Source organism: Bacillus sp. G1(2015b) (assembly GCF_001482475.1).
Lineage (GTDB): Bacteria > Bacillota > Bacilli > Bacillales > Bacillaceae > Bacillus > Bacillus safensis.
In genome coordinates this window covers 100440-122911 of record NZ_LKIC01000023.1, presented here as the reverse complement: position 1 = coordinate 122911, position 22472 = coordinate 100440, and the positions used below count along the sequence as shown (strand labels likewise).

The following is a 22472-nucleotide window of genomic DNA, read 5'->3' as shown; positions in this document are numbered from 1 at the left end:
CAATACGATCTTTTTATGAATATTTTTTCGTTTTACGAAATATTTTTTTAAAAAAAGTTGAAACCTTTTGGCGTTTTCATTCGTAGTACATCAGATAACGGTATTGGAGGTGCATCCTGTCATGTTTGTAATCCTCATGAGACTAGCTCTTGTTGCACTGCTTGTCTACATCTTCTACATGGCGGTAAAATTCTTCTCAAATCCGAGAAGAAAGCTGAAACAAGCACAATTAAAAGAAGGCTTTTATTTTATGGACGAACAGCAAAATGCGCGCAAAAACTTTAATTTCGTCTATAAAGGTGTCTTGTTTGAAGGGGAGAAGCATGTTCCTTCTAAGGATCATCCTCTGTTTGTCCACTCCATTTACGTTTGGACGGAGTCACCTGAGAAGCTGAGTGAATTTACATTAGAAGACTTTGAAAAACTAGAGGAAAACATTATCGAGCGTTATCCTCAAACCAAAATTGATTGGGATCAGCCCATTAAAAAAATCAAACAAAAAAAAGGAGCAGACACGCCGTCCTGATGGCGTCTGCTCCTTTTTCAAGTAACTTGGATATATCCCAATAGAATCAACTGCAAAATCATTAATACAGGCATGCCGATTTGAAAGGCAGGATGCTTTGTTTTATGCCGGAAATACTGCATCCCCAGATACGATCCAGCGGCGCCAAAAAGCACCGCAGCACTCCATAAATGCGCCTCTGAAATTCTCCATTTATGTGCTTTGGCTCGGCGTTTGTCCTCACCCATGAGAAAAAAGCCGTAGCCATTCACTAAAATAAGCAGCAGGATCAAAGCCATATTCATTCATTTCACCTCACATGATGAGAAAAAAAGATCACCCCTCGAAGGAATGATCTTTTATAAAACTTACTTGTCTAGTTGTGCTTTTGCAGCATCAGCAAGCTGATTGAATGCATTTAGGTCATTCACAGCAAGGTCAGCAAGCATTTTGCGGTTTACTTCGATACCAGAAAGCTTTAAGCCATGCATTAAACGGCTGTAAGAAAGACCGTTCATACGAGCTGCAGCGTTGATACGAGTGATCCATAGTTTACGGAAGTCACGTTTTTTCTGACGACGGTCACGGAAAGCGTAGTTTCCAGATTTCATCACCTGTTGGTTTGCTACTTTGTATAATCTATGTTTTGAACCGAAATAACCTTTTGCTAATTTAAGAACCTTTTTACGACGCTGACGCGACACAGTTCCGCCTTTTACTCTTGGCATTGTAATTCCCTCCTATGATTCCTATTCCAAATTACTTGATGTTTGCAAGTTGTTGTTTGATACGTTTGAAATCTCCAGCACTTACGATTGCGCTCTTACGCAATTTACGTTTTTGCTTTGTAGATTTGTTAGCGAACAAGTGACTTGTATACGCATGAGAACGTTTAAGTTTACCAGAACCTGTTTTTTTGAAACGTTTAGCAGATCCGCGGTGAGTTTTCATTTTTGGCATTGGATGTTTCCTCCCTCTGTTACTTTACTTTTCGACTTTTGGTGCAAGCATGAGGAACATGCTGCGTCCGTCCATCTTAGGTTTTGTTTCTACTGTTGCTACTTCAGCGCAAGCTTCAGAGAAACGGTCTAACACGCGCTGTCCGATTTCTTTATGCGTAATCGCACGGCCTTTAAAGCGGATAGAAGCTTTCACTTTATCTCCCTTTTCAAGGAATTTGATTGCATTACGGAGCTTCGTGTTAAAATCATGTTCATCGATTGTCGGGCTCAACCGAACTTCTTTTAAGCTAATGATTTTTTGATTCTTACGTGCCTCTTTTTCCTTCTTCTGCTGTTCGAATCGGAACTTACCATAGTCCATGATTCGGCAAACAGGTGGTTTTGCATTTGCAGCAACTAACACAAGGTCAAGATTAGCTTTAGCAGCAATTTCCAGAGCTTCCTGGCGGGTTTTAATCCCAAGCTGATCGCCATTTTGTCCGATCAAACGAACTTCACGCGCACGAATACCTTCATTAACTAATTGATCTTTGCTAATAGTGAGCCACCTCCATGAGATTTTGAATTGAGTTCACAATTCATTTTGACCATTTCGTTGTATGTTTTACAGGCAAACAAAAAGTGTGGGCATATAAAACACCCACACTGCGAACATTTGCATGAAAAAATAAATGTACGGTCAACCTGTCAACTACAAACATGTGTCAATCAGGTGAGAAGCGGGTGCTTCTGCTTGTGATATCTATTCAATTCGTTAACTATTCTACACAATTTTCATTTGTCCGTCAAGTAACCGAACTCTTGAAACAACTTTTTCAGTGTAACATGATGAGACGAATTGGGCAAGACTTTTTCACACAATGACGCCATCAAAGAATCAAATGCATAAAGATTGGGATGACGATAACGGTCACAACTCCTACGACCACAACGGCGATACTTGCCATAGCTGCTTCTACTTCTCCCATCTCAATTCCAACAGAAACCCCAAGCGCATGGCCTGATGTACCAAGTGCAAGACCTTTTGCCACTGGGTTTTTAATGCGGAACAATTTTAAGAAGAAGGCACCTAGTGCATAGACAATGACGGCATTAAATATGACCGCAAAGGCTGTGATATCTGCAATTCCGCCAATATCCTTTGCAATCGGGAGAGCAATCGCTGTTGTCGCTGCTTGTGGAAGCATGCTTTTCATCACAGCCGCATCTAAATGAATTCCTTTTGCGACGAGATATACGATCGTAATGGAACAAAGTGAACCTACAAAAATAGCGGATAAAATTTGCCACCAATATTTTTTAAGCAAGGCTCTTTGCTTATAAAGCGGGATAGCGAAAGCAATCGTGGCAGGCTCTAAGAAAAATTTGATAATCTTGCCGCCCTCATTATAATCTGCGTAGGAAAAACCGCCAACTTTCAAAAATAAAATGCCCAGTACCATCGCCACAAGCAGCGGGGTGAACAAGAAGAAACCTTTTGATTTTTTAAATAAGAATGTCCCTATTCCAAAAGCGACTAATGAGACGACAATGCCAAAATAAGGACTCATTGTACTTGTACCCATTTTGCATCTCTCCTTTAATGCGTACTTGAAGCTGGTTTATTTGAATGAGAAGGAGCAGATTTACTCTCCTTTGTCTCTTTACGTTTCTGTGGTCTTTCTGATAATTTCATGAGAAGCTGCGAAAACAGCCCTGTCGCTGCAAGTAGCATAATGGTTGCAATGATAATGACACCGACTACTTGCACACCTACTTCTTGCATGACACCTAGTGATTGAATAACTGAGATCCCAGAGGGAACAAATAGAAAGCTAATGAGTCCTGTCAATGATGTACCTAATTGCTCCACCTGCTCCAGTTTGACAATTTTCGTTGTTAACAAAACAAATAATAGAACCAAACCAATCACCGATGCGGGCATCGGAATCGGTAAATACATTGAAATGAGATTAGAAACGAACATTACGGTTGCAAAAATAAATGCTTGAGATAGAAATCCATATACTTTCGTGGCACTCATGCCCCTTCACCTCTTTCTTCGACTGCCCTCAGTATACGGCATGAAATAAACGAATAAAGCGTTTACAATAAAACTCACCAGATTCAATGACTGAAATGCAAAAAACGAGTATTGAAATACAAACAAAAAAAGCCCTCCTACTCTAGCAGGAGTGACTTCTTTAATTCTTTGGCATATGTGCGGCTGACAGGAATGATGGACCCGTCTGTCATATGCAGATTGTACGTCGAATTAAACCACGGCTGTACTTCTTTCATATGAGAGGTATTCACGATATAGCTGCGATGGACCCTCATAAAATAAGCCTCAGGAAGTTTCTTTTCAATGACCACCAGCGGTTCTGTGACCTCATACATGTGATCCTTTGTTTTCACAACCTTTTTCCCCTCGCTTAGTCCTACATACATGATCTCTTCAACTTGCAGGATCACAATTGAGTCATCAACTGAGATCGCTAATTTTTGCTGATGGGGTATTTTCTCATCTAACAGCTGGTGCTCTTGCGTTTCAACAGATTTCCATTTTTTAAACTTTTGAATGGTCTGGAGCAAACGCTCTTCATCGAATGGTTTTGTTAAGTAATCAAGCGCACTTACCTCAAACGCCTTCAGCGCATATTGATCAAAGGCTGTCGCAAATACAACCGCTGGCGGATCAGACATCCGGTTGAGCCTTTTGGCAATATCAAATCCATTCTCACCAGATAAATCAATGTCTAAAAAGAGCAGATCCGGCTTCTGATCGACCATCCGATCAAAAGCAGATTCTATATTTTCTGCTTCCTCTATTTGAACTTCCTCTTTCGTTCTTCGTAATAAGTATTTTAATTCATCTCTTGCTAACACTTCATCATCTACAATTAATACCTTTATCAACGAGAATCATCCTTTTTTACATAATCCATTGGAATGCGAAATGAGATGTCAGTGCCTTGGTCACTATGAATCGATAAAGCAGCTTGTCTACCAAAAATCCCTTTTAACCGCTGATCTAAATTAAAAAGGGCTGTCCCTGTTCCTTCTAGTGATTCGACAGGCGCTTTTAATAGTTGAGCCATCTTATCATCTTCAATTCCCTGCCCATTATCTGTTACTTTCATATAAACATGCCCATCTTTCATCAAAGCGGATACGATGACTTCACAATTTGTTTGATGTTTAGGAAAAGCATGTCTCACAGCGTTTTCAACAAGCACCTGAATCACAAAGGGCGGAATCATCACCTGCTCCAGCTCCTTTTCAATTTGAAAGGTCACATGGTACTTATTTGGAAATCTTGCTTGTTCAAGTGACAAATATGCCTCCACATGCTGAATCTCTTTATGCATCGGAATCAGCAGCTGGCGGGCACCTTGCATATTTGAGCGAAAATAAATACTTAGCTGCAACAGCAGCTTCCTTGCCATCTCCACATTGGTTCTGCACAAAACAGAGATGGTATTAATGGCGTTAAATAAAAAGTGCGGGTTCACTTGTGCTTGAAGGGCTTTGATCTCTGCATCTTTTAGCAGGCGGCTTTGAGTTTCCGCCTCTCCAAGCTCAAGCTGTGTGGAAAACAGCATCGCCAAACCTTCTGCAAGCTCCTCTTCCACCCTGCTTAATCCGACCGGAGAATTGAAATACATTTTTAACGTCCCGATCGTTTGACCGTTAGAAGTGAGCGGCAGCACGATTGCGGCTTCAAGAGGGCAATGAGCGACGGAACAATTGATTTCGCCCTTCGAATGTGCCTTCATAATCTTGCCGCTCATCAAGACTTGTTTCGACAGCCCCGTAATCAGGCTTTTAGATGGAATATGATGATCTGTTCCATCTCCGACATGCGCTAAAATCTTTTCTGTATCTGTTAAAGAGACCGCATCTGTTTCAGTCAACCGATGAATGATCTCCGCCACACTTTTACACGACTGTTCATTTAACCCTTGGCGGAAAAAAGGCAGTGTTTGATCGGCGATCAAAAATACACGATGCGTCTGCATCGCCTTTGCCTGCTCTTCTTGCCGAATGACTGACTGTAAAATAGATAAAAAGATAAAGCTACCGATTCCATTCACAAAAATCATCGGCAGGGCAATGATACTGACTAGCCCCCATGCATCGGCGAATGGCCTTGCAAACAGAAGGATAATGATCATCTGTAATGATTCCATCGCCACACCAAAAAAAGCTGCTTGGCGAGGTGTCACCATTCGATTCCTCCGCTTAAACCTGCTGCCGACATAACCTGCAATGACACCGGCTAAAATGGAAGAAATCGCACAGCTGAGCGCGGTGCTTCCTCCAAGGGAATAGCGATGAATTCCAGCTAAAAGCCCTGCACCAATCCCTACAAACGGCCCCCCGATCAAACCGCCCATTTCGATCCCCATAATTCTCGTATTGGCGATAGAGCTTGACGAGCCGAGATGATAAGAAAACTCATGATTCATGACAATTTGCTGCTGGATTTCAATTCCTGTGTAATTGCTGATAATGCTAAAAGAAGCAAAAATGAAGACAAGGATTGCCTTTTTCCGAAATCCTTGATTATGTAGCAATAGATTGCGAAAGCCCTTCACATGAGCAAGCACAAATCCTAGAATAACGATGATCCCTACACGCTCGATCATCATGATAATTAAATGAAGCAAACCGGCCACCTCAATTGATGTATGTCTTCTCTACTGTCTTTCTATTCTATCATGTGCGGTCAATGATCAAAGATCTCTCAAATCTTTTCTTTATTGGCCTCTTCTTCTATTGTAAAATGAACATGAGCCTGTCACTTGCAATTGAAGGTAACACATACATAACAAGGGAGAAGATCATGAAAGCCGTATTTTTCGATTTAGATGATACTTTGCTTTGGGACGAAAAAAGCATTCACACAACTTTTCAGGAAACTTGCCGGGAAGCGGAAAAAAAATATGGACTCGATCCAGAATCGTTTGAACAGATTGTACGTGAAGAAGCAAGAAAGCTGTACTCTTCCTATGAAACATATGATTATACTGTCATGATCGGCATTAATCCTTTCGAAGGACTGTGGTCCAATTTTAGTGAACCGATTAGCGAAGGCTTTCAAAAGCTGAACGCCATTGCACCAGAATATCGCAAAAACGCTTGGACCAATGGCTTAAGGGCAGCGGGAATTGACGATGAGGCATTTGGACAATATTTGGCTGATTTCTTTGCAGCAGAGCGTAGGAAACGCCCATATGTCTATGAAGAAACATACCCTGTTTTAAACCGCCTGAAAGGCAGCTACGAATTGCTCCTTTTAACAAACGGAGATCCTAGCCTTCAAAAGGAAAAACTTGCGGGTGTTCCTGAGCTTGCTCCTTATTTTAACGAGATTGTGATTTCAGGGGATTATGGGAAAGGCAAGCCTGATCCAGGTATCTTTGAGCACTGCCTTCAGCTGTTAAACTTAACAAAAGACGAAGTGATTATGGTTGGGGATAATCCAAAAACAGATATTCTCGGCGCATCTCGCGTTGGCATCCAAACCGTTTGGATCAATCGCCATGGCAAGAAAAATGAAACAGATGTGACACCTGATTACGAAATCAAAGACTTACATGAATTGTTTGATATATTAAAATAAAACAAAAAAACACCCTTCTCCTGACGAGATTGGGTGTTTTTTATTCACAGAGCTAAATGATTGATGCTAGACTTTGCGCTTGCCGGTCTAAGCCGCGTGCTGCTTCTCCTACAATGATGAATTCTTCGCTTGCCAGCTTTACAAGATCCCGGTTTGTAAACACGGTTGTCTTTGCCCTGCTTGTTCCGCTGCTGACCTTCTCTACTTCTGCATGGATCGCCTTCACATATTGATCTACCTTGACGATCGCTTCTTTTGAATTTGTCGCAAGCTTTCGAATTTCTGCTGCCACTACACTAAAGCCATTTCCATAGGAACCCGCATGTGCCGCTTCTATTGCCGCATTTAAGGCGAGTAGCTGGGTTTGCGAGGATATGCTGTTAATGGTTGACGCAATGGAGCTGATGGACTCTACCTGCTCTGTTAATCCTTTTAGCAAGCTCATATTTTGATCGGTTTCGTTTGCTATATGATTAAAGGAGGCATTGACACTTTGACTATGCTGAATGCCAACTTCTGCTCGTTCCATTAATTTCGCAGACATCTCCTTTAAGTCTTCTACAACCTGTTTCATCGAGAGTTCTCTCTCCGTAATATCTGTCGCCACTTTCACAACACCCACTACAGTTCCTTCTTCATCTCGAACAGGTGAATATGTCGCTTCAAGCCATAAGCTGCTGCCGTCTTTTGTGACCCGCTGCACTTTTTCCTGAAAGACTTGACCTTCTCTCAAACGCTTCCAAAACATGTGATAGCTTGTGTGTTCTGTAATATGTGGAGGACAAAACTGTCTATGTTTAAGACCGATCATCTCTTCTTTAGAATATCCCATGGCTTTTGCAAAAATATCGTTCACCCATAGAACTTCACCTGCCACATTAAATTCAATCATTGCCAGCGAGTGCTCTAAAGCACGAAGAACAGCTGATTGCTCCAATACTTGTGACAATAAAGTGTTTGTTGTTTGCTTCATCGATTTCATTCCCCCAATTTGTCTCAAACCAATAGTACATACTTACCCTTACTTTTGTACTATCTAAACGTCTCTTTTTAGGAATTGGATCACTATTGGAGAAAGTTTTCCAAAAAGAAAAAAGCCAGTGATCTAAAAAGAATCACTGGCTGCTTCATTATTTTTTCGCTTCTGCTACTGCATGTTTCACAAAGGCTTCAAGATCCATTGTTTCTGAATCTTGTTCCCCATATTTTCTAACATTGACAGCGCCATTTTCTGCTTCTTGATCTCCGACAACAAGCATGTACGGAATCTTTTGCATTTGCGCTTCTCTAATTTTGTATCCGATCTTTTCATCACGGCTGTCAAGCTCTACACGAAGACCTTCAAGCTGTAAACGTTCTTGCACTTTTTTCGCATAGTCTAAATGAACAGACGGTGAAACCGGGATGACTTGGAATTGTACAGGTGCCAGCCATGTTGGCAGCGCTCCTTTGTATTCTTCAATTAAGAAGGCAACGAAGCGTTCCATTGTAGAAACAACGCCTCTATGAATGACGACTGGACGATGGTGCTTTCCATCTTCTCCGATATATGTGAGATCGAAGCGTTCTGGAAGTAAGAAATCAAGCTGTACAGTGGATAATGTCTCTTCTTTTCCAAGAGCTGTCTTCACTTGTACATCAAGCTTCGGACCATAAAATGCTGCTTCGCCTTCTGCTTCATAATAATCGTGGCCAAGCTCGTCCATTGCATCCTTCAGCATCGATTGTGCTTTATTCCACATCGCATCGTCATCGAAATACTTCTCAGTATCTTCTGGATCACGGTAAGATAAGCGGAATGTGTAGTCATTCAAGCCAAAGTCTTGATACACTTCTTCAATTAAGCGAACTGTACGGATGAACTCGTCTTTGATTTGATCTGGACGAACAAAGATGTGTGCATCGTTTAATGTCATACCGCGGACACGCTGAAGGCCGGATAAGGCACCTGACATTTCATAGCGGTGCATTGTACCAAGCTCTGCAATACGAATTGGCAATTCGCGATAGCTGTGCGGCTCGTTTTTGTAAATCATCATATGGTGCGGACAGTTCATCGGACGAAGAACAAGATCTTCGTTGTCCATTTCCATCACGGGGAACATGTCTTCTTGATAATGCGCCCAGTGTCCTGATGTTTTATACAACTCAACATTCGCAAGAACTGGTGTGTACACATGCTCATAGCCAAGACGCACTTCTTTATCGACAATGTAACGCTCGATGACGCGGCGGATCGTTGCGCCTTTTGGCAGCCAAAGCGGAAGTCCTTGACCAACTTTTTGGGAATTTGCAAACAGCTTCAGCTCTTTTCCAAGCTTACGGTGATCGCGTTCTTTCGCTTCTTCAAGCAGACGTAAATGCTCATTTAAATCTTCTTTGCTGAAGAAAGCTGTTCCGTAAATACGCTGAAGCATTTGGTTGTTACTGTCACCTCTCCAGTATGCACCTGCAAGGCTTAACAGTTTAAACTCTTTGATTTTCCCTGTAGACGGCAAGTGAATCCCGCGGCAGAGGTCAAAGAATTCACCCTGCTCATAAATCGTCACAGCTTCACCTTCTGGAATCGCCTCTAACAGCTCAAGCTTCAACTCATCACCAATCGCTTCAAAGCGCTTTTTCGCTTCTTCTCTTGATACTTCAATTCGCTCAATTGGCAGATTGCTGTTAATGATTTTCTTCATTTCTTTTTCAATCTTTGGTAAGTCTTCAGGTGTGATGGCTACATCGATGTCCACATCATAGTAGAAGCCATTTTCGATGACAGGACCTACGCCAAACTGAACGTGATGTCCTTTTCCATACAGGCGTTTGATCGCCTGCGCTAGCAAATGGGCTGTGCTGTGGCGCATAATGTCGAGTGCTTCTTCACTTTTATCTGTGATGATCTCGATTGTTCCACTTTCTAATAGCGGCGTACGCAGATCTATTTCTTTACCGTTCAATTTACCGGCAAGTGCTTTTTTCTTTAGGCCCGGGCTAATTGATGCCGCGATGTCTTCTGTTGTCGCTGTTTTGTCAAACTCCTTGACTGCTCCATCTGGAAATGTAAGTTGAATTTGTTCTGACATCTCTGGTCACTCCTTTTTTTGGCAATATAAAAACCCCGCCCCCTGGAAAGGGACGAGGTTGAATAAACGGAATCGTGGTTCCACCCTTTTTCCCGTACTTGCAGCTTGCTTTTCATAAGCAAATACGGCTTGCGGTTCGATAACGGGAATTCCCGTCAGCCATTACTAAAAAGTTCACAGCTGATGTTCAAAGGTGGTAAAGCAAATGGTCCTCTGCTAGGAAGCTTTCAGCCGCGGCTTCCCTCTCTTTAAGCGGGTGTTCATTTGTTCATGTCCTTATCAATACGGTCTCTGTATGAAGTTACACCGTATTATAAAACGTTTTTTCGTGAAAATCAAGAAAGCTTTTCACTTTTCTTGTCAAAATGGTCATGTACAAATTGAACATTGTGCTCTTGGAATGAATGAGATGGGAACACCTCGACCCTTTCTTGAAAAATATTTTGAATCGTTTGCACCATCGAGTGACCTGTATCATTTGTAAATAGGTCAATTTTTTGCGGTGCAATGGAGACAAGCGGTGCAATCAGCTGCGAATCAATATACATTGGATGCTCTCTTACAAACTGTCTGTCTATGTATTGTTTTTGATCACGCTCAGAAGCGTAGCGAAATTCCCAAATCACCAGGCGGTCCTGATGCACAACATGTACTTTTTCGAGCCTAGGCTCTCTTGCCATCACATAGTCTCGAAGCGATTGAATGAAGTTTTGATACTCTTGCTCCATTTTGTATTCTTCAATGGACACTTCAACATAGTTCTTCAGCCTTCGATCATACTCTGACAGCCTAAATGTCATAAATGAACCAATTGAAAAAACACCTTGCTGTAAAGAAATTGCCTCAAGCTCCTTTTTTAAAAGGGCTTCTCTTGACGGCTCTTGCTGAATGCCGGGAATATCATCTAAGTCCCCGTTCATGATACTGTGAGCGATGGAAAGAATTTGGTGCTGCTCTTCGGGATCTTTAAATAAATAGGTGTTTTCAAGGATGCTGCGCATGCGCTCATTTTCTTTGCATTCCAAAAAAAAGTGAACCAATAATGGCCGCACAATGTGCTCAAGTGCTTCTTCTGATTCCTTCGCCTCTATGAGAAGCCGCTCTTTCCCTTGTTGAATTGACATGTGATGCCGACTGTCCAAGTGTTCAGCAAGATGTAAAAAAGCGGCGGTATCATATTCATCTTCAAAGATTATTTCAAGCATGTTTGTCCCCCCTAACGACATCTGTTACATATATATGGGGGAAACATAAAAAATAGACGCCTAAAATAAATCAGGCATCTTTCTTTTTAAAATGAGTGGAACGGAGATAAAGATCAAATAAATCAAACAAACAACCACTAAGGCGGCATAATTGCCGCTGACAAAGCTTGAGCCGAGAACATTTAACGCAATTGTACCCGGTATTAAGCCTAAAAAGGTGGCTGCCACAAATGCACGATAATTTGCACGTGAAGCAGCTGCCGCATAGCTGACGAAATCAAAATGAATCGGTGCAATACGCAATAACAAAATATAAAGAAATCCATGCTCCTGAATGCGGGACGTCACCGCTTTCAGCTTTCGGCTGTTTGATTCCGTTTCCTTCTTTTTTGCACGAAAGGTTGAAGCAATCATGAAGGAGCCTGTTGCCCCGGCTGTAGCCCCAATGAGGGCATAAATCGTCCCAAGGACACTGCCGAATGCCAAACCTGCCGCCAAAGAAAAGACTGTAATCGGGACGAGAACAAACGGGCGGAAAAGAGATAAGAAAAGAAAAACAAAGGGAGCCAGTATCCCAAATTGAAGCACCCAATTCTTCACATCTTTCGGCGCGAGCTGAAGATGCTGTTTATTCAGCCACCACAACGCAGCAGCAAGAATGCCAATCACAAGAAAAAGCAGCCATTTTCTTTTGTTCATTTCATTTGCTCCTCCTTCAGGTGACATACGTTTTTATAAATGACGGCGATTTTCTCCTTCGAGCAAGACCGGCTCTGCTAAATAGAGAATCCGTTCCATTAAACGAGCGGCTTTGACCTCTTCTTTTTCCCCGCGCTGTGAGTACGTAAAGTGATGCTTCAGCTCATTTGGTGAGAAATTAGAAGAGAAAAACGTCGGCAGCTGCTCTGCCATACGGTATTGTAAGATCGTACCGAGCAGCTCATCCCGCACCCAGCTTGTCATCGATTCTGCTCCAATATCATCAAGCATTAAAATCGGGGTGGATTTAACCATATTCAGCTTTTCTTCTAGCGTATGATCAGCTAACGAATTTTTTAACTCTCTCACAAATTCAGGCACGTAAACAAGGAGAGATGGGTATTCTTTCTCCGCTAGCTGCTGCGCAATGGCTGCCAGAATATACGTTTTTCCTACTCCAAATTTTCCGTGTAAATACAAGCCTTTTCCTTTTCCAGTCTCATCATAGCTTTGGAGGAATTGACCTACTTTTTGGATGACCTCTTGTCTTCCCACAACGTTCAGATCAGCGAACGTCGCTTGAAGGACATTTTGCGGAATATACATGCTTTTCATCAGCTCTTGCTGTTTTTTCTGTCTATCGAGCCGCAGCTTGACTGGACAAGGGGAATATTCAATATCAATACTCTGACCTTTGATTACAAGCTTCGGGTGATACCCATCTAAAATGGCATTGACGTTTTCGTCATCTAAGCAGTAAGAGCAACCCTTCGACTGCTGCACATATTCAAAGAGCCGGTTCAAGCTGCGATTGATCATATCTTCATGTATTTCTTCTTGATGCTTCTGTAAAAAGGCCTTCACATCTTCATCAGATAACACACTTTCTTTAATCTGATTGTATCTCACGCGAAAATCTACTCGTCCTTTTAGCTGTTCAAATGAACGACCGATCGGTTTCATCCCATCTCACCTCACCTTAATGTGCATTGTACTTTTTCATATTTTTAAACTGATCTAACAGTTTTTCTTTTTCTCGTTCGAGGTCTTCTGTAGACAGATTGTCCGTTTGCTCTTTTGCCGGCTGTTCTTTCGTTTCGGTTTCTTTCATCCAGTCAGGCAGTTTCTCTTCCCTGACGACTTTTCCTGAACCATATGTGCTGCGCTGCTTTTTCTGCTGCGCCCACTCTGTCATTTGTCTGTTCTCTTCTTTGGCAATTTTCATCGCCGCAGCAACGGTTTTGATTTTCTTTCTTACCCAATGAGCGGCGATTTTTTGCATGTATGTTTTCGACAGCTTCATATCTGTTTTGAGTAAGGTATAGTAGATGAGAACATTCATGACACCTGGCTCTAGCTGCTGCTCGAGCATGATATCTTCGACAATTCTTAGGTCGGCATACGTCGGCTCAATGCCATCTGCCATGTCTTTTAGCAGCTCTCTAGGCGAAATATGATCCAGCTTTTCAATCAATTTTGCATCTGGAGTATCCGCTGCCGGCGTCTTTGAAGCATCTTGCCGCAAGTGTCTTGGCTGTTTTTGATCAATCAGCTTTGGCTGTTCGCCTCTGTATTCAATTTGGTACCAGTCTCTTGCTGCTTTTCTCAGCTCTTCTGTTGAGATCATTTGATCCGAACCGCATGCACCTGCTACAATATTTTGCATTTGAAGCGGGGTGATGCCGTATACAACAGCTAACTTCTTAATTGTTTCTTTTACCTGCTTTGTCAAAGCCTTTCTTGGAATCATCATGTCAGACATACCCGCTAACAATAGATCGAAATCGAAGGATTCGTCTGAGAGCGGTGCCGGCTGACTCGATCCAACAGTCACATATTCATAGCCTTGATCAAGCGATGTCGCCTGATGAATCTCTTCTGTCATCTTGCGTTCGCCTGGCTGCAATACGTGAAAGACTTCTTCAAACGACCGTGAAATGTTCTTTGCTTCTGCAGGAACACCTGGGTAAGAGAAATAATCACGAAGCTGCATATATTTTGCTTTCTCTACACGATGGTACAGCAGGACATTCAGCATACCATCTTGGAAAAATTCATCCGGTCTTAGCGGCGGTACAAGCTCATATGTAAACAGTCTGCCTTCTTCCGTTTCCTGTTCATATGTGCGGAGTAAGCCGATTGCTTCAAGCTTTAAACGTTCCTCAAAAATATCATTTAAATTCGTCTGCAGCATGACCATGAGCTGCCGGTGAGGTGCAGGTTTTCCCCACATACGATTTTGTTCCAGCTCTCCCCACAGCGTCATGTATAAGCTGAAAGCGGACATGCCAATAAGCGGCTGATATAAAAGAGTGATGAGCTGTCTATCGATGTCACCGAGCAATGAAGCGCTTTTGACGACATACGGATCGACGGCTAGCACTTCCTTCCAATGCTCTGTCATTTGCTGATCCTCCCCATGAATTGCGATTGTTTCCATTGTACACTCTTTTTGCGTTTTACGCTTTACGCAGGAAAAAGAGCATGAAGAATCTCCAGCTCTTTTTAGCGTTCTTTCTTTAATAGATCTTTTAATTCATCAATAAAGACATTGATGTCTTTAAACTGCCGGTAAACCGAGGCAAACCTGACGTAAGACACTTCATCAATTTTCGCCAGCTCGTCCATCACCATTTCACCTACAAGCTCGCTTTTCACTTCTGACATGCCTTGATTGCGCAGTTCTTTTTCGATATTAAAGCAGACATCCTCCAGCTGCTTTAAAGCGACAGGACGCTTTTCACACGCTTTGATGAGTCCTCTTAGCATTTTTTCCCGGCTGAATTCTTCTCGAATCCCTTCTTTTTTCACCACAATCAGCGGTAATTCTTCTAATTTCTCAAACGTCGTAAAGCGATATTGACAGCTTTCACACTCTCTTCTACGACGGATGGATTTCCCTTCATCTACTGGTCTTGAATCAAGCACCCTTGTGCCAAGGTGCTGACATGTGGGACATTTCATATCATCAGCTCCGATCTATTCTTGGAAGTTGTTTGTCTAGTTCATCATAAAGGGACAGAACGGTCTTCTGACTATAGCCGAAATCTGTTGGCAGGGCCGTTTCTGTTGTTACATTAAAATCGACAGCTGTTTCAAAAGGACGAATTGAAATGACAGTCGCTACGAGAAAGGCTTTTTTCGGCAATCGTATGTTTGCGCTGATTTCACCTCGTTCTGCTGAAACAGATGTCACTTGATAGGAATCGTTTCGGGAAAGAATGGCTTCCACCGCTTGAAAAACTTGTGCATTCGTCGATTTGTAGTAATGGCTTTTCAGTTCTGACACTGGATGCTCGTCAGATGTTTCTGTATGGTTTGACATGAACCGTTTAAAATTTTGTCTTAAAATCATACACGTATCCCCTTTGCCATAATGCCTCTTTCTTTATTTTATAAAAAAAACCTTTGTTTTCCTAGAACAAAAGTATAGACAAGCTGGGGAATGTTGGATTTTTTATTAAATAAATATAAAAAGGAGCATAACACAAAGGCATTTAATGCTTTTGGCCAGCTCCCATTGCAATCTTTTTTATGTTTACAGTGCTTTGGCTTGTGCCTGTTTTACTTGTACAGGTCCCATGCCTCGAGGAATTTCGATGTTTTCTCTTGTTTCAGCACCTAATTCATCTCCGATATGATCTGCTGCAATATTCGGATCTAGGTCGCCGCAAGTATAAACATCTATGCTCGCATAACCATGTTCAGGAAAGCTGTGAATTGTCAGATGAGATTCAGAAATAATGACAACTCCACTTACTCCTTGAGGTGCAAATTTGTGAAAAGCAACCTCTCTTACCTCAGCTCCTGATTTCAAAGCTGCATTTACAAACGTTTTTTCAATAAAATCCATGTCGTTCAGTTTATCACAGTCGCATCCCCATAGCTCGGAGATAACGTGACGTCCGATTGTTTCCATCATGGACCCCCCTTTAAACAAGAATGAAAGAGTGAAGTTCTAAGCAGCCGGACCGGACATATACCACGGGGGAAAGTTAGTCCTAAGAGGTCCTAACCCTTTAAGTATACCCGAATGAGTCTGCGAACAAGAAGTTCACGAAAAATAGTATACTTTGTTTAGACCCATTTTGCAAGCTGTGTTTTTAGTGGGATTTTCTCTCATTTCTTGAAAAGGGACGATCGTCTTCTTCATTTCAAACAGCAGAAAGCTCTTTCATCTGTGCGCCGACAAATTTCACAAGGTCAACCACTCGGCATGAATAACCCCATTCATTGTCATACCATGCAAGAACTTTTACTTTTCTCCCTTCCATTACCATCGTTGTCAATCCATCAACGACTGCTGAGTAAGGGTTCGTGTTAAAGTCCGTAGAGACAAGCGGCTCATCTGTGTAATCTAAAATACCAGCAAGAGATGTTTTAGATGCATTTGAGAAGGCTGCATTGACTTCTTCTGCTGTGACATCTTTTTTTAAGTCTACAACAAGGTCAACCATCGACACATTGGAAACTGGCACGCGGAGTGCAAGCCCATGCAATTTCCCTTTCATGTGCGGAAGCACTAAAGAAAGCGCTTTAGCGGCACCTGTCGTAGTTGGAATAATGGACTGAGCACATGCTCTTGCCCGGCGCAGATCCTTATGCGGGTTATCGATATTTTTTTGATCATTTGTATAAGCATGAACCGTTGTCATTAACCCGTTGTCGATGCCAAATTCATCATCTAACAGTTTCACAACTGGTGCTAAACAGTTTGTTGTACAAGATGCGTTTGAAATAATGACGTGCTTTTCAGGATCAAGATCATCCTCATTGACACCCATCACAATCGTAATGTCTTCATTTTTACCTGGAGCTGTTAGAACGACTTTTTTCGCTCCAGCATCTATATGGCCCATCGCTTGATCTTTTGAATTAAATTTACCTGTTGCTTCAATGACGATATCAATCCCAAGCTCTCCCCATGGAAGCTGCTTTGGGTCTCTATTATTAAGCAAAAGCACTCTTTTGCCATTTACAATCAAGGCGTCATCTTCTGCTGTCACATCACATTCGTAACGTCCATGATTTGTGTCATATTTAATTAAATGTGCTAGCGTTTCGGCAGGATAGCTTGCGTTCACCGCTACAATTTGAATTTGATCATCAAGCATTGCTTTTCTGAAGACCATGCGTCCAATTCTGCCAAACCCATTGATCGCTGCTTTTACCTTCATGAACAGGTCACTCCTCTATTATGTGTTATACTCAATAAATTTATTTATGAAATTAGTATATCACATTAGAATGTAATTGCCAGTATATAAACGTATATTTTCTAAAAAGGGCTGTTCTTTTCAAAGGAAATAAGAATAAAGCATAAAAAAAGAAGAGTACGTGTATGTACTCTTACTTATCTGTATGTTCCCATTCATTTAATATGTTCTGCAATTGCTTTCTGATAAACGCGAGATCTTGTGTGTTCTCTATCACACGGTCTGCTTTTTTACATTTCTCCTCAAGAGACTGCTGAGAGTGAATACGATTCAGCGCTTCTTCCTCGCTGAGGTCATTTCGATTCATGAGCCGCGACAGCTGCAATTCAGGCGTTGTATACACCACAATGATGCGGTCGACAAGGCTTTCCAGCTGACTTTCAAATAAAAGCGGGATATCGAGGACAACGAAGGTTTCTTGCTGACTAACCCCTTCATCTCGCTGTTTGAGCATTTCCTTTCTCACTTCAGGATGAACAATCGCATTCAGCTGCTTTCTTTTCTCTTCATCAGAAAAAATGATGGCTCCAAGCTGCTGCCGGTTCAGCTCCCCATTTGGCAGGAGAACATCCTCGCCAAAGGTTTGAACGATTTGTTGAAGAGCTGGTGTACCTTTGGCAACCGCTTCTTTTGCAATGACATCTGCGTCCACGACCCGGATGCCCTGCTCTTTTATCATTTGCGAGACGGTGCTTTTTCCACTAGCAATCCCGCCTGTTAATCCAATGACAAGCGTCAATTGATTTCCTCCTTTACAGCTTCCACACCCCAATTAAAATGAGCAGAAGCCCTGGTAAGCATGCAAGCTTATCGATCCAGCGCCATTTTGCCAAGTAATGACCAGAACGAAGCCCGATACATACAAAGAGTGAGCTCATCACGGCCACAGTGATACTCATGACAATTGGTGAAAAGCCTAGAATCGCAGCGCCAATCCCTGCGCCAAATGCATCAATGGATAAAGCAATCCCAAGAAGCACCGCTTCTATTCCATTAATCGTCCCAGAACGGTCAATATCTGCACTTGTCGGTTTGCGCAAAATTTGAATGACAAGACCAAGTGATTGCACTTCCACATTAAGCAATGTCTTTTCATGAAGTAGCAAGTCACGCTCTTTCGCTGGTTTGTAAAATTGATAAAGGACCCAAAGTCCAATGGCGATCAAAATGCCTCCACCAAGTTTATCTGTCACTGAGACAGGGAGGAATGTCGTCAGCAGGCTGCCAATCAGCATAGAAATGAGCAGCACAATCCCTGAACAGCATGCAATAATGACAATCGCTTTAAATGGAATCTTCATTTTACGAAGTCCATACGTAAAGCCTACAGAAAAGCTGTCAATGCTGACTGCAATAGCTAAAAACAGGAGCGAAATCGAAATCATACCTGAACTCTTCCTTTCTGTTCATGCAACGATGATCAAGAGTCTCTAGGCGTCCTTAGACTCTTCTTCACTATATGAAGAGCAGGTGGGCTGTGTGTCAGTCTACACCTTGCTGAAAAATGAATGTTTTTTATCGTATGCACAGCAAAAAGGAAGCATGCTGATGGCTGATTTTTATTGAGGACGTTTTTGGCAGGTTACACAAAAATGTGTGCCGCGCCCTCCGACTACTGTTTTCTCAATGATGCTTCCGCATGTTTGACAAGGCTCTCCCCGCCGGTCATACACAAGAAGCTGCAGCTGAAATGTTCCAATATCACCTTGTGAATTGATATATGAGCGAATCGTGCTTCCTCCTGCATCTACCGCTACTTGAAGTGTATCGATAATATGCCTGTGAAGCACTTTACACGATTCAAGGCTGAGCTGATTCGCTTTTGTTTCTGGATGAATGCCTGCTTTAAACAAAACCTCATCTACATAAATATTACCTAGTCCCACGACAATCTTTTGATCAAGCAGCGCTGTTTTGACCACACGAGATGTTTTTTTCAATTGCTCCCATAAATATTCCGGAGTGAATTGATCATCAAAAGGCTCATACCCCAGCTGTGAGAGCGGGAGTTCCTTTTCCTCTTCCCCCGGCTGAAATAAATGCATTGTGCCAAATTTACGCACATCATGATACCGAAGCTCAGTACCATCTGTAAAAGTAAAGACGACGTGTACATGTTTATCGTATGGCTCATGCGCTTCATGTACACGGTATTTCCCTTCCATCCTTAAATGGGAGACCATTACGTAGTGGTCTAAATGAAAGAGCAGGAACTTTCCTCTTCTTTCAATGGTTTGTATCGTTTCTCCTACCATCCTTCTTGCGAACTCTTCCGGCTCCCCAGGACGTTTGATGATATTTGGCCATTTGATATCGACCGTTTCAATCGTTTTTCCTTCGACTAACCGCTTGAGTGTGCGCCGGACGGTTTCAACTTCTGGTAATTCCGGCATGCTCCTCGCTCCTTTTTCTCTCTCTATTATTTTGCGTCGTACCAAGATGGGCCTGAAGCAAAATCAACTTTTAGCGGCACATCTAGCTGAAGTGCATTTTCCATGACTTCAGGGACAATTTTTTCGAGTATGGCAATTTCTTCTTTCGGCGCTTCGAAGATCAATTCATCGTGCACCTGTAATAAAAGATTTGCCTGCAAGTTTTCTTCTTTTAACTTACGCGCCATATCAATCATGGCTTTTTTAATAATATCAGCTGCACTTCCTTGGATCGGTGTGTTCATGGCTGTTCTTTCCGCAAAGCTTTTGATATTAAAATTACGGCTGGTGATATCCGGGATATACCGTCTGCGTTTGAGAAGTGTCGTGACATATCCTTTTTGTTTCGCTTCCTGCACAATCTCTTCCATATAGGTTTTCACGCCTTTAAAGCTTGTTAAATAGCGTTCGATAAAGGCAGCCGCTTCTTTTCTTGTGATCCCAAGATTTTGAGATAATCCATAGTCACTGATTCCATATACAATTCCGAAGTTGACAGCCTTGGCTTGTCTTCTCATAGAGGAAGTCACTTCTTCTTCTGAGACATGGAACACGTCCATCGCTGTTTTCGTGTGAATATCCATATCTTGCGTAAACGCTTCGATCAAATTCTCATCCTGAGAAATATGAGCGAGTACACGCAGCTCAATTTGTGAATAGTCAGCAGCAAACATAAGCCAGCCTTCTTTTGATGGAACGAATGCTTGACGAATCTTCCGTCCTTCCTCTAAACGAATTGGGATGTTTTGCAAGTTGGGATCTGTTGAGCTTAGTCTTCCTGTTTGCGTGAGCGCTTGATTAAATCGTGTATGCACTTTATGTGTATCCTTGCGCGTTACCTTCATTAAGCCTTCCACATAGGTCGATTGGAGCTTTCCAATTTGGCGGTAATGCAGAATAGACCGAATGATTTCGTGCTTATCTTCAAGCTTTTCAAGAACATCCGCAGATGTCGAGTAGCCTGTTTTTGTCTTTTTAATAATCGGCAGACCTAATTTTTCAAAAAGAATCACGCCAAGCTGTTTAGGAGAATTGATGTTAAACGTTTCACCTGCTAAGCGGTGAATGGTTTCCTCATATTCTTTCAGCTTTTTCGCTAACTCTTCACCCATCTTCTCTAGGCGCTCAATATCTACCTTTACGCCAAGTGATTCCATTTCACCTAAGATGAGGGCAAGCGGCAGCTCTAAGTCTTCATACAGTTCATGTTGATCATTTTTTTCTAGTGCTTCAAGTGTTAAATCATGCAGAGCAGAGATCGCCGCTGCTTTTCGTCCAAGATGTTCCTTCAGTTCATCTTCAGGTGGGATCGCCTGCTTTGCTCCTTTTCCGTACACTTTTTCATCAGAAAATGCGATGTTAAGACCGTATTCCTTCGCTACACTTGCGACGTCCTCATAGGATTTCTGAGGATTGACGACATAGGAAGCGAGCAGGACATCGTTATCGACACCTTTTAGATCGACATCGTGCCATCTGAGGGCGACAACTGCTCTTTTTGAATCGAAGACCCATTTCTTCTTCGTTTCATCCTGTACCCATTGTTTAAATGCATCTGATTGAAGTGCATCTTCTTTCGTGATAAAAAACGCACCGTTTTCATTATGAATCGCAAAACCGATCAAATCCGCTTCATGATAATTATCTCCAAGCTGTTCTACCACAAGGGCGGCGTGATCTGTCAGCATTTCATCCGTTACATCAGTCATTTTTTTCACTTCTAATGCTTCAACTTCGACCTGTTCACCTGTTTCTGGTGCTTCTCCTAGACGCTCTAGCAGCGTTTGAAAGCCTAGTTCTTTATAAAGAGAGATCACTTGATCCATATGAGGACCTTCATATGCGAGATCCTTGCTTGATACATCAATTGGCGCTTCTACAAGAATCGTTGCGAGTTGTTTACTCATCACCGCTTGCTCTTTATATTCTTCAAGCTTTTCTTTGAGTTTTTTACCACTGACTTCGTCAATATGTTCAAGCAGGTTTTCTACCGTTTCAAACTGCTTTAACAATTTTATCGCTGTTTTTTCCCCTACACCGGGCACCCCTGGGATATTATCTGAGGAATCTCCCATCAAGCCTTTCATGTCGATGATTTGATCTGGGCGCAGACCATATTTTTCTTCAATATGAGCCGGTGTGTAATATTCTACTTCTGTAATGCCTTTTTTCGTAATTGCTACCGTCGTATGGTCTGTTGAGAGCTGCGTTAAGTCCTTATCTCCTGAGAAAATTTTCACTTCAAAGCCGTCTTTTTCTGCCTCCACAGCCAATGTCCCGATAATATCGTCAGCCTCGTATTGAGGAAGCTCGTACCTTTTCACCTGATAGGCATCTAATAGTTCACGGATAAACGGCATTTGTTCTGATAGCTCTGGCGGCGTTTTTTGTCTTCCGCCTTTATATTCTTTAAATGTCTCGTGGCGGAACGTTGTTTTCCCCGCATCAAATGCGACGAGCATATGGGTTGGCTTCTCGTCCTCGAGCATCTTCATTAAGATCATTGCAAAGCCATAAATGGCATTTGTATGGACGCCTTTATCATTTGATAATAGCGGCAAAGCAAAAAAAGCTCGATAAGCGAGACTGTTTCCATCCACTAGTACTAATTTCTTTTTGTCTGTCATGTTTTAATCCTCCATCGGCTGAGCCATTTCAGCCGTCTCTTTCACACATTGTATCATCATTTTATCAAAGTTTATTTTGAAAAGAAAATAGTCGAACCTGCATAAAAAAAGGGACGAAAACAACAAGTGTTTTCGTCCTTACAAAAT

Annotated in this window: 24 protein-coding genes and 2 other annotated features; of the genes, 2 read left to right on the top strand and 22 right to left on the bottom strand. The window is 42.2% G+C overall.

Translation table 11 applies throughout. The features are described from left to right. Positions 1-121: 121 nt before the first annotated feature. On the top strand, positions 122-526 hold the full coding sequence (locus AMR95_RS11215; protein WP_024426127.1) for a hypothetical protein: 405 nt from the start codon (positions 122-124) through the stop codon (positions 524-526). Positions 527-543: 17 nt separating this feature from the next. Here AMR95_RS11215 and AMR95_RS11210 read toward each other — a convergent pair whose 3' ends face one another. The 8 genes from AMR95_RS11210 to AMR95_RS11175 form a co-directional block, all read right to left on the bottom strand. Then, a complete protein-coding gene (locus AMR95_RS11210) occupies positions 544-810 on the bottom strand; it encodes a DUF1294 domain-containing protein (RefSeq protein ID WP_039180532.1) in 267 nt (88 codons plus the stop codon). 63 nt (positions 811-873) lie between these two features. Further along, entirely contained in the window at positions 874-1233 is a 360-nt protein-coding gene (gene rplT, locus AMR95_RS11205) for a 50S ribosomal protein L20 (protein WP_007501659.1), read from the bottom strand. A 31-nt stretch (positions 1234-1264) separates the two neighbouring features. After that, positions 1265-1465, bottom strand: coding sequence for a 50S ribosomal protein L35 (rpmI, locus tag AMR95_RS11200; protein WP_003216324.1), 201 nt, complete (start codon positions 1463-1465; stop codon positions 1265-1267). Positions 1466-1489: 24 nt separating this feature from the next. Beyond that, entirely contained in the window at positions 1490-2005 is a 516-nt protein-coding gene (gene infC / locus AMR95_RS11195) for a translation initiation factor IF-3 (protein WP_024425720.1), read from the bottom strand. Positions 2006-2076: 71 nt separating this feature from the next. Next, positions 2077-2208 (bottom strand) — a sequence feature (ribosomal protein L20 leader region). 128 nt (positions 2209-2336) lie between these two features. Next, on the bottom strand, positions 2337-3032 hold the full coding sequence (gene lrgB / locus AMR95_RS11190) for an antiholin-like protein LrgB (protein WP_197412153.1): 696 nt from the start codon (positions 3030-3032) through the stop codon (positions 2337-2339). Positions 3033-3046: 14 nt separating this feature from the next. Beyond that, entirely contained in the window at positions 3047-3490 is a 444-nt protein-coding gene (lrgA, locus tag AMR95_RS11185; RefSeq protein ID WP_058838298.1) for an antiholin-like murein hydrolase modulator LrgA, read from the bottom strand. A 137-nt stretch (positions 3491-3627) separates the two neighbouring features. Continuing rightward, positions 3628-4365 carry a LytR/AlgR family response regulator transcription factor gene (locus tag AMR95_RS11180; RefSeq protein WP_058838297.1) on the bottom strand — a complete coding sequence of 246 codons (738 nt, stop codon included), beginning with the start codon at positions 4363-4365 and terminating at the stop codon, positions 3628-3630. Then, positions 4362-6119, bottom strand: a complete 1758-nt coding sequence (locus AMR95_RS11175) for a sensor histidine kinase (RefSeq protein ID WP_058838296.1) — start codon at positions 6117-6119, stop codon at positions 4362-4364. Before AMR95_RS11175 ends, AMR95_RS11180 begins: the two co-directional genes overlap by 4 nt. A gap of 176 nt (positions 6120-6295) precedes the next feature. Between AMR95_RS11175 and AMR95_RS11170 the strand changes: the two genes are divergently transcribed. After that, positions 6296-7075, top strand: a complete 780-nt coding sequence (locus tag AMR95_RS11170; RefSeq protein ID WP_041086561.1) for an HAD family hydrolase — start codon at positions 6296-6298, stop codon at positions 7073-7075. 52 nt (positions 7076-7127) lie between these two features. Here the strand turns inward: AMR95_RS11170 and AMR95_RS11165 are convergent, their stop codons facing one another. From AMR95_RS11165 to polA, 14 genes are all read right to left on the bottom strand, one after another. After that, a complete protein-coding gene (locus AMR95_RS11165; protein ID WP_058838295.1) occupies positions 7128-8048 on the bottom strand; it encodes a methyl-accepting chemotaxis protein in 921 nt (306 codons plus the stop codon). Positions 8049-8205: 157 nt separating this feature from the next. Beyond that, positions 8206-10146 (bottom strand): threonine--tRNA ligase, encoded by a 1941-nt coding sequence (thrS, locus tag AMR95_RS11160; RefSeq protein WP_058838294.1) that lies wholly within the window; start codon positions 10144-10146, stop codon positions 8206-8208. A gap of 45 nt (positions 10147-10191) precedes the next feature. Then, positions 10192-10438 (bottom strand) — a binding site (T-box leader). Positions 10439-10481: 43 nt separating this feature from the next. Next, on the bottom strand, positions 10482-11351 hold the full coding sequence (ytxC, locus tag AMR95_RS11155; RefSeq protein WP_058838293.1) for a putative sporulation protein YtxC: 870 nt from the start codon (positions 11349-11351) through the stop codon (positions 10482-10484). A gap of 60 nt (positions 11352-11411) precedes the next feature. Next, entirely contained in the window at positions 11412-12050 is a 639-nt protein-coding gene (locus AMR95_RS11150) for a TVP38/TMEM64 family protein (RefSeq protein WP_039183253.1), read from the bottom strand. A 33-nt stretch (positions 12051-12083) separates the two neighbouring features. Further along, positions 12084-13013, bottom strand: coding sequence for a primosomal protein DnaI (dnaI, locus tag AMR95_RS11145; protein ID WP_024425710.1), 930 nt, complete (start codon positions 13011-13013; stop codon positions 12084-12086). A gap of 16 nt (positions 13014-13029) precedes the next feature. Then, positions 13030-14454, bottom strand: coding sequence for a replication initiation and membrane attachment family protein (locus AMR95_RS11140; protein WP_058838328.1), 1425 nt, complete (start codon positions 14452-14454; stop codon positions 13030-13032). Between the two features lie 101 nt (positions 14455-14555). After that, positions 14556-15014: a transcriptional regulator NrdR gene (nrdR, locus tag AMR95_RS11135; RefSeq protein ID WP_003216720.1), complete on the bottom strand. Its 459-nt coding sequence runs from the start codon at positions 15012-15014 to the stop codon at positions 14556-14558. 4 nt (positions 15015-15018) lie between these two features. After that, positions 15019-15405 (bottom strand): hypothetical protein, encoded by a 387-nt coding sequence (locus AMR95_RS11130; protein WP_047202651.1) that lies wholly within the window; start codon positions 15403-15405, stop codon positions 15019-15021. A 183-nt stretch (positions 15406-15588) separates the two neighbouring features. Beyond that, a complete protein-coding gene (gene speD, locus AMR95_RS11125; protein WP_003216492.1) occupies positions 15589-15969 on the bottom strand; it encodes an adenosylmethionine decarboxylase in 381 nt (126 codons plus the stop codon). Between the two features lie 235 nt (positions 15970-16204). Continuing rightward, positions 16205-17227 (bottom strand): glyceraldehyde-3-phosphate dehydrogenase, encoded by a 1023-nt coding sequence (locus AMR95_RS11120; protein ID WP_024425707.1) that lies wholly within the window; start codon positions 17225-17227, stop codon positions 16205-16207. Positions 17228-17399: 172 nt separating this feature from the next. After that, positions 17400-18005 carry a dephospho-CoA kinase gene (gene coaE / locus AMR95_RS11115; RefSeq protein ID WP_047202652.1) on the bottom strand — a complete coding sequence of 202 codons (606 nt, stop codon included), beginning with the start codon at positions 18003-18005 and terminating at the stop codon, positions 17400-17402. A 13-nt stretch (positions 18006-18018) separates the two neighbouring features. After that, the gene (ytaF, locus tag AMR95_RS11110) at positions 18019-18651 is read right to left on the bottom strand and encodes a sporulation membrane protein YtaF (protein WP_058838292.1); all 633 of its coding nucleotides are present in this window, start codon (positions 18649-18651) and stop codon (positions 18019-18021) included. A 174-nt stretch (positions 18652-18825) separates the two neighbouring features. Next, the gene (gene mutM, locus AMR95_RS11105) at positions 18826-19659 is read right to left on the bottom strand and encodes a DNA-formamidopyrimidine glycosylase (protein ID WP_024426140.1); all 834 of its coding nucleotides are present in this window, start codon (positions 19657-19659) and stop codon (positions 18826-18828) included. A 26-nt stretch (positions 19660-19685) separates the two neighbouring features. After that, positions 19686-22325: a DNA polymerase I gene (polA, locus tag AMR95_RS11100; protein ID WP_041086577.1), complete on the bottom strand. Its 2640-nt coding sequence runs from the start codon at positions 22323-22325 to the stop codon at positions 19686-19688. Positions 22326-22472 lie beyond the last annotated feature (147 nt).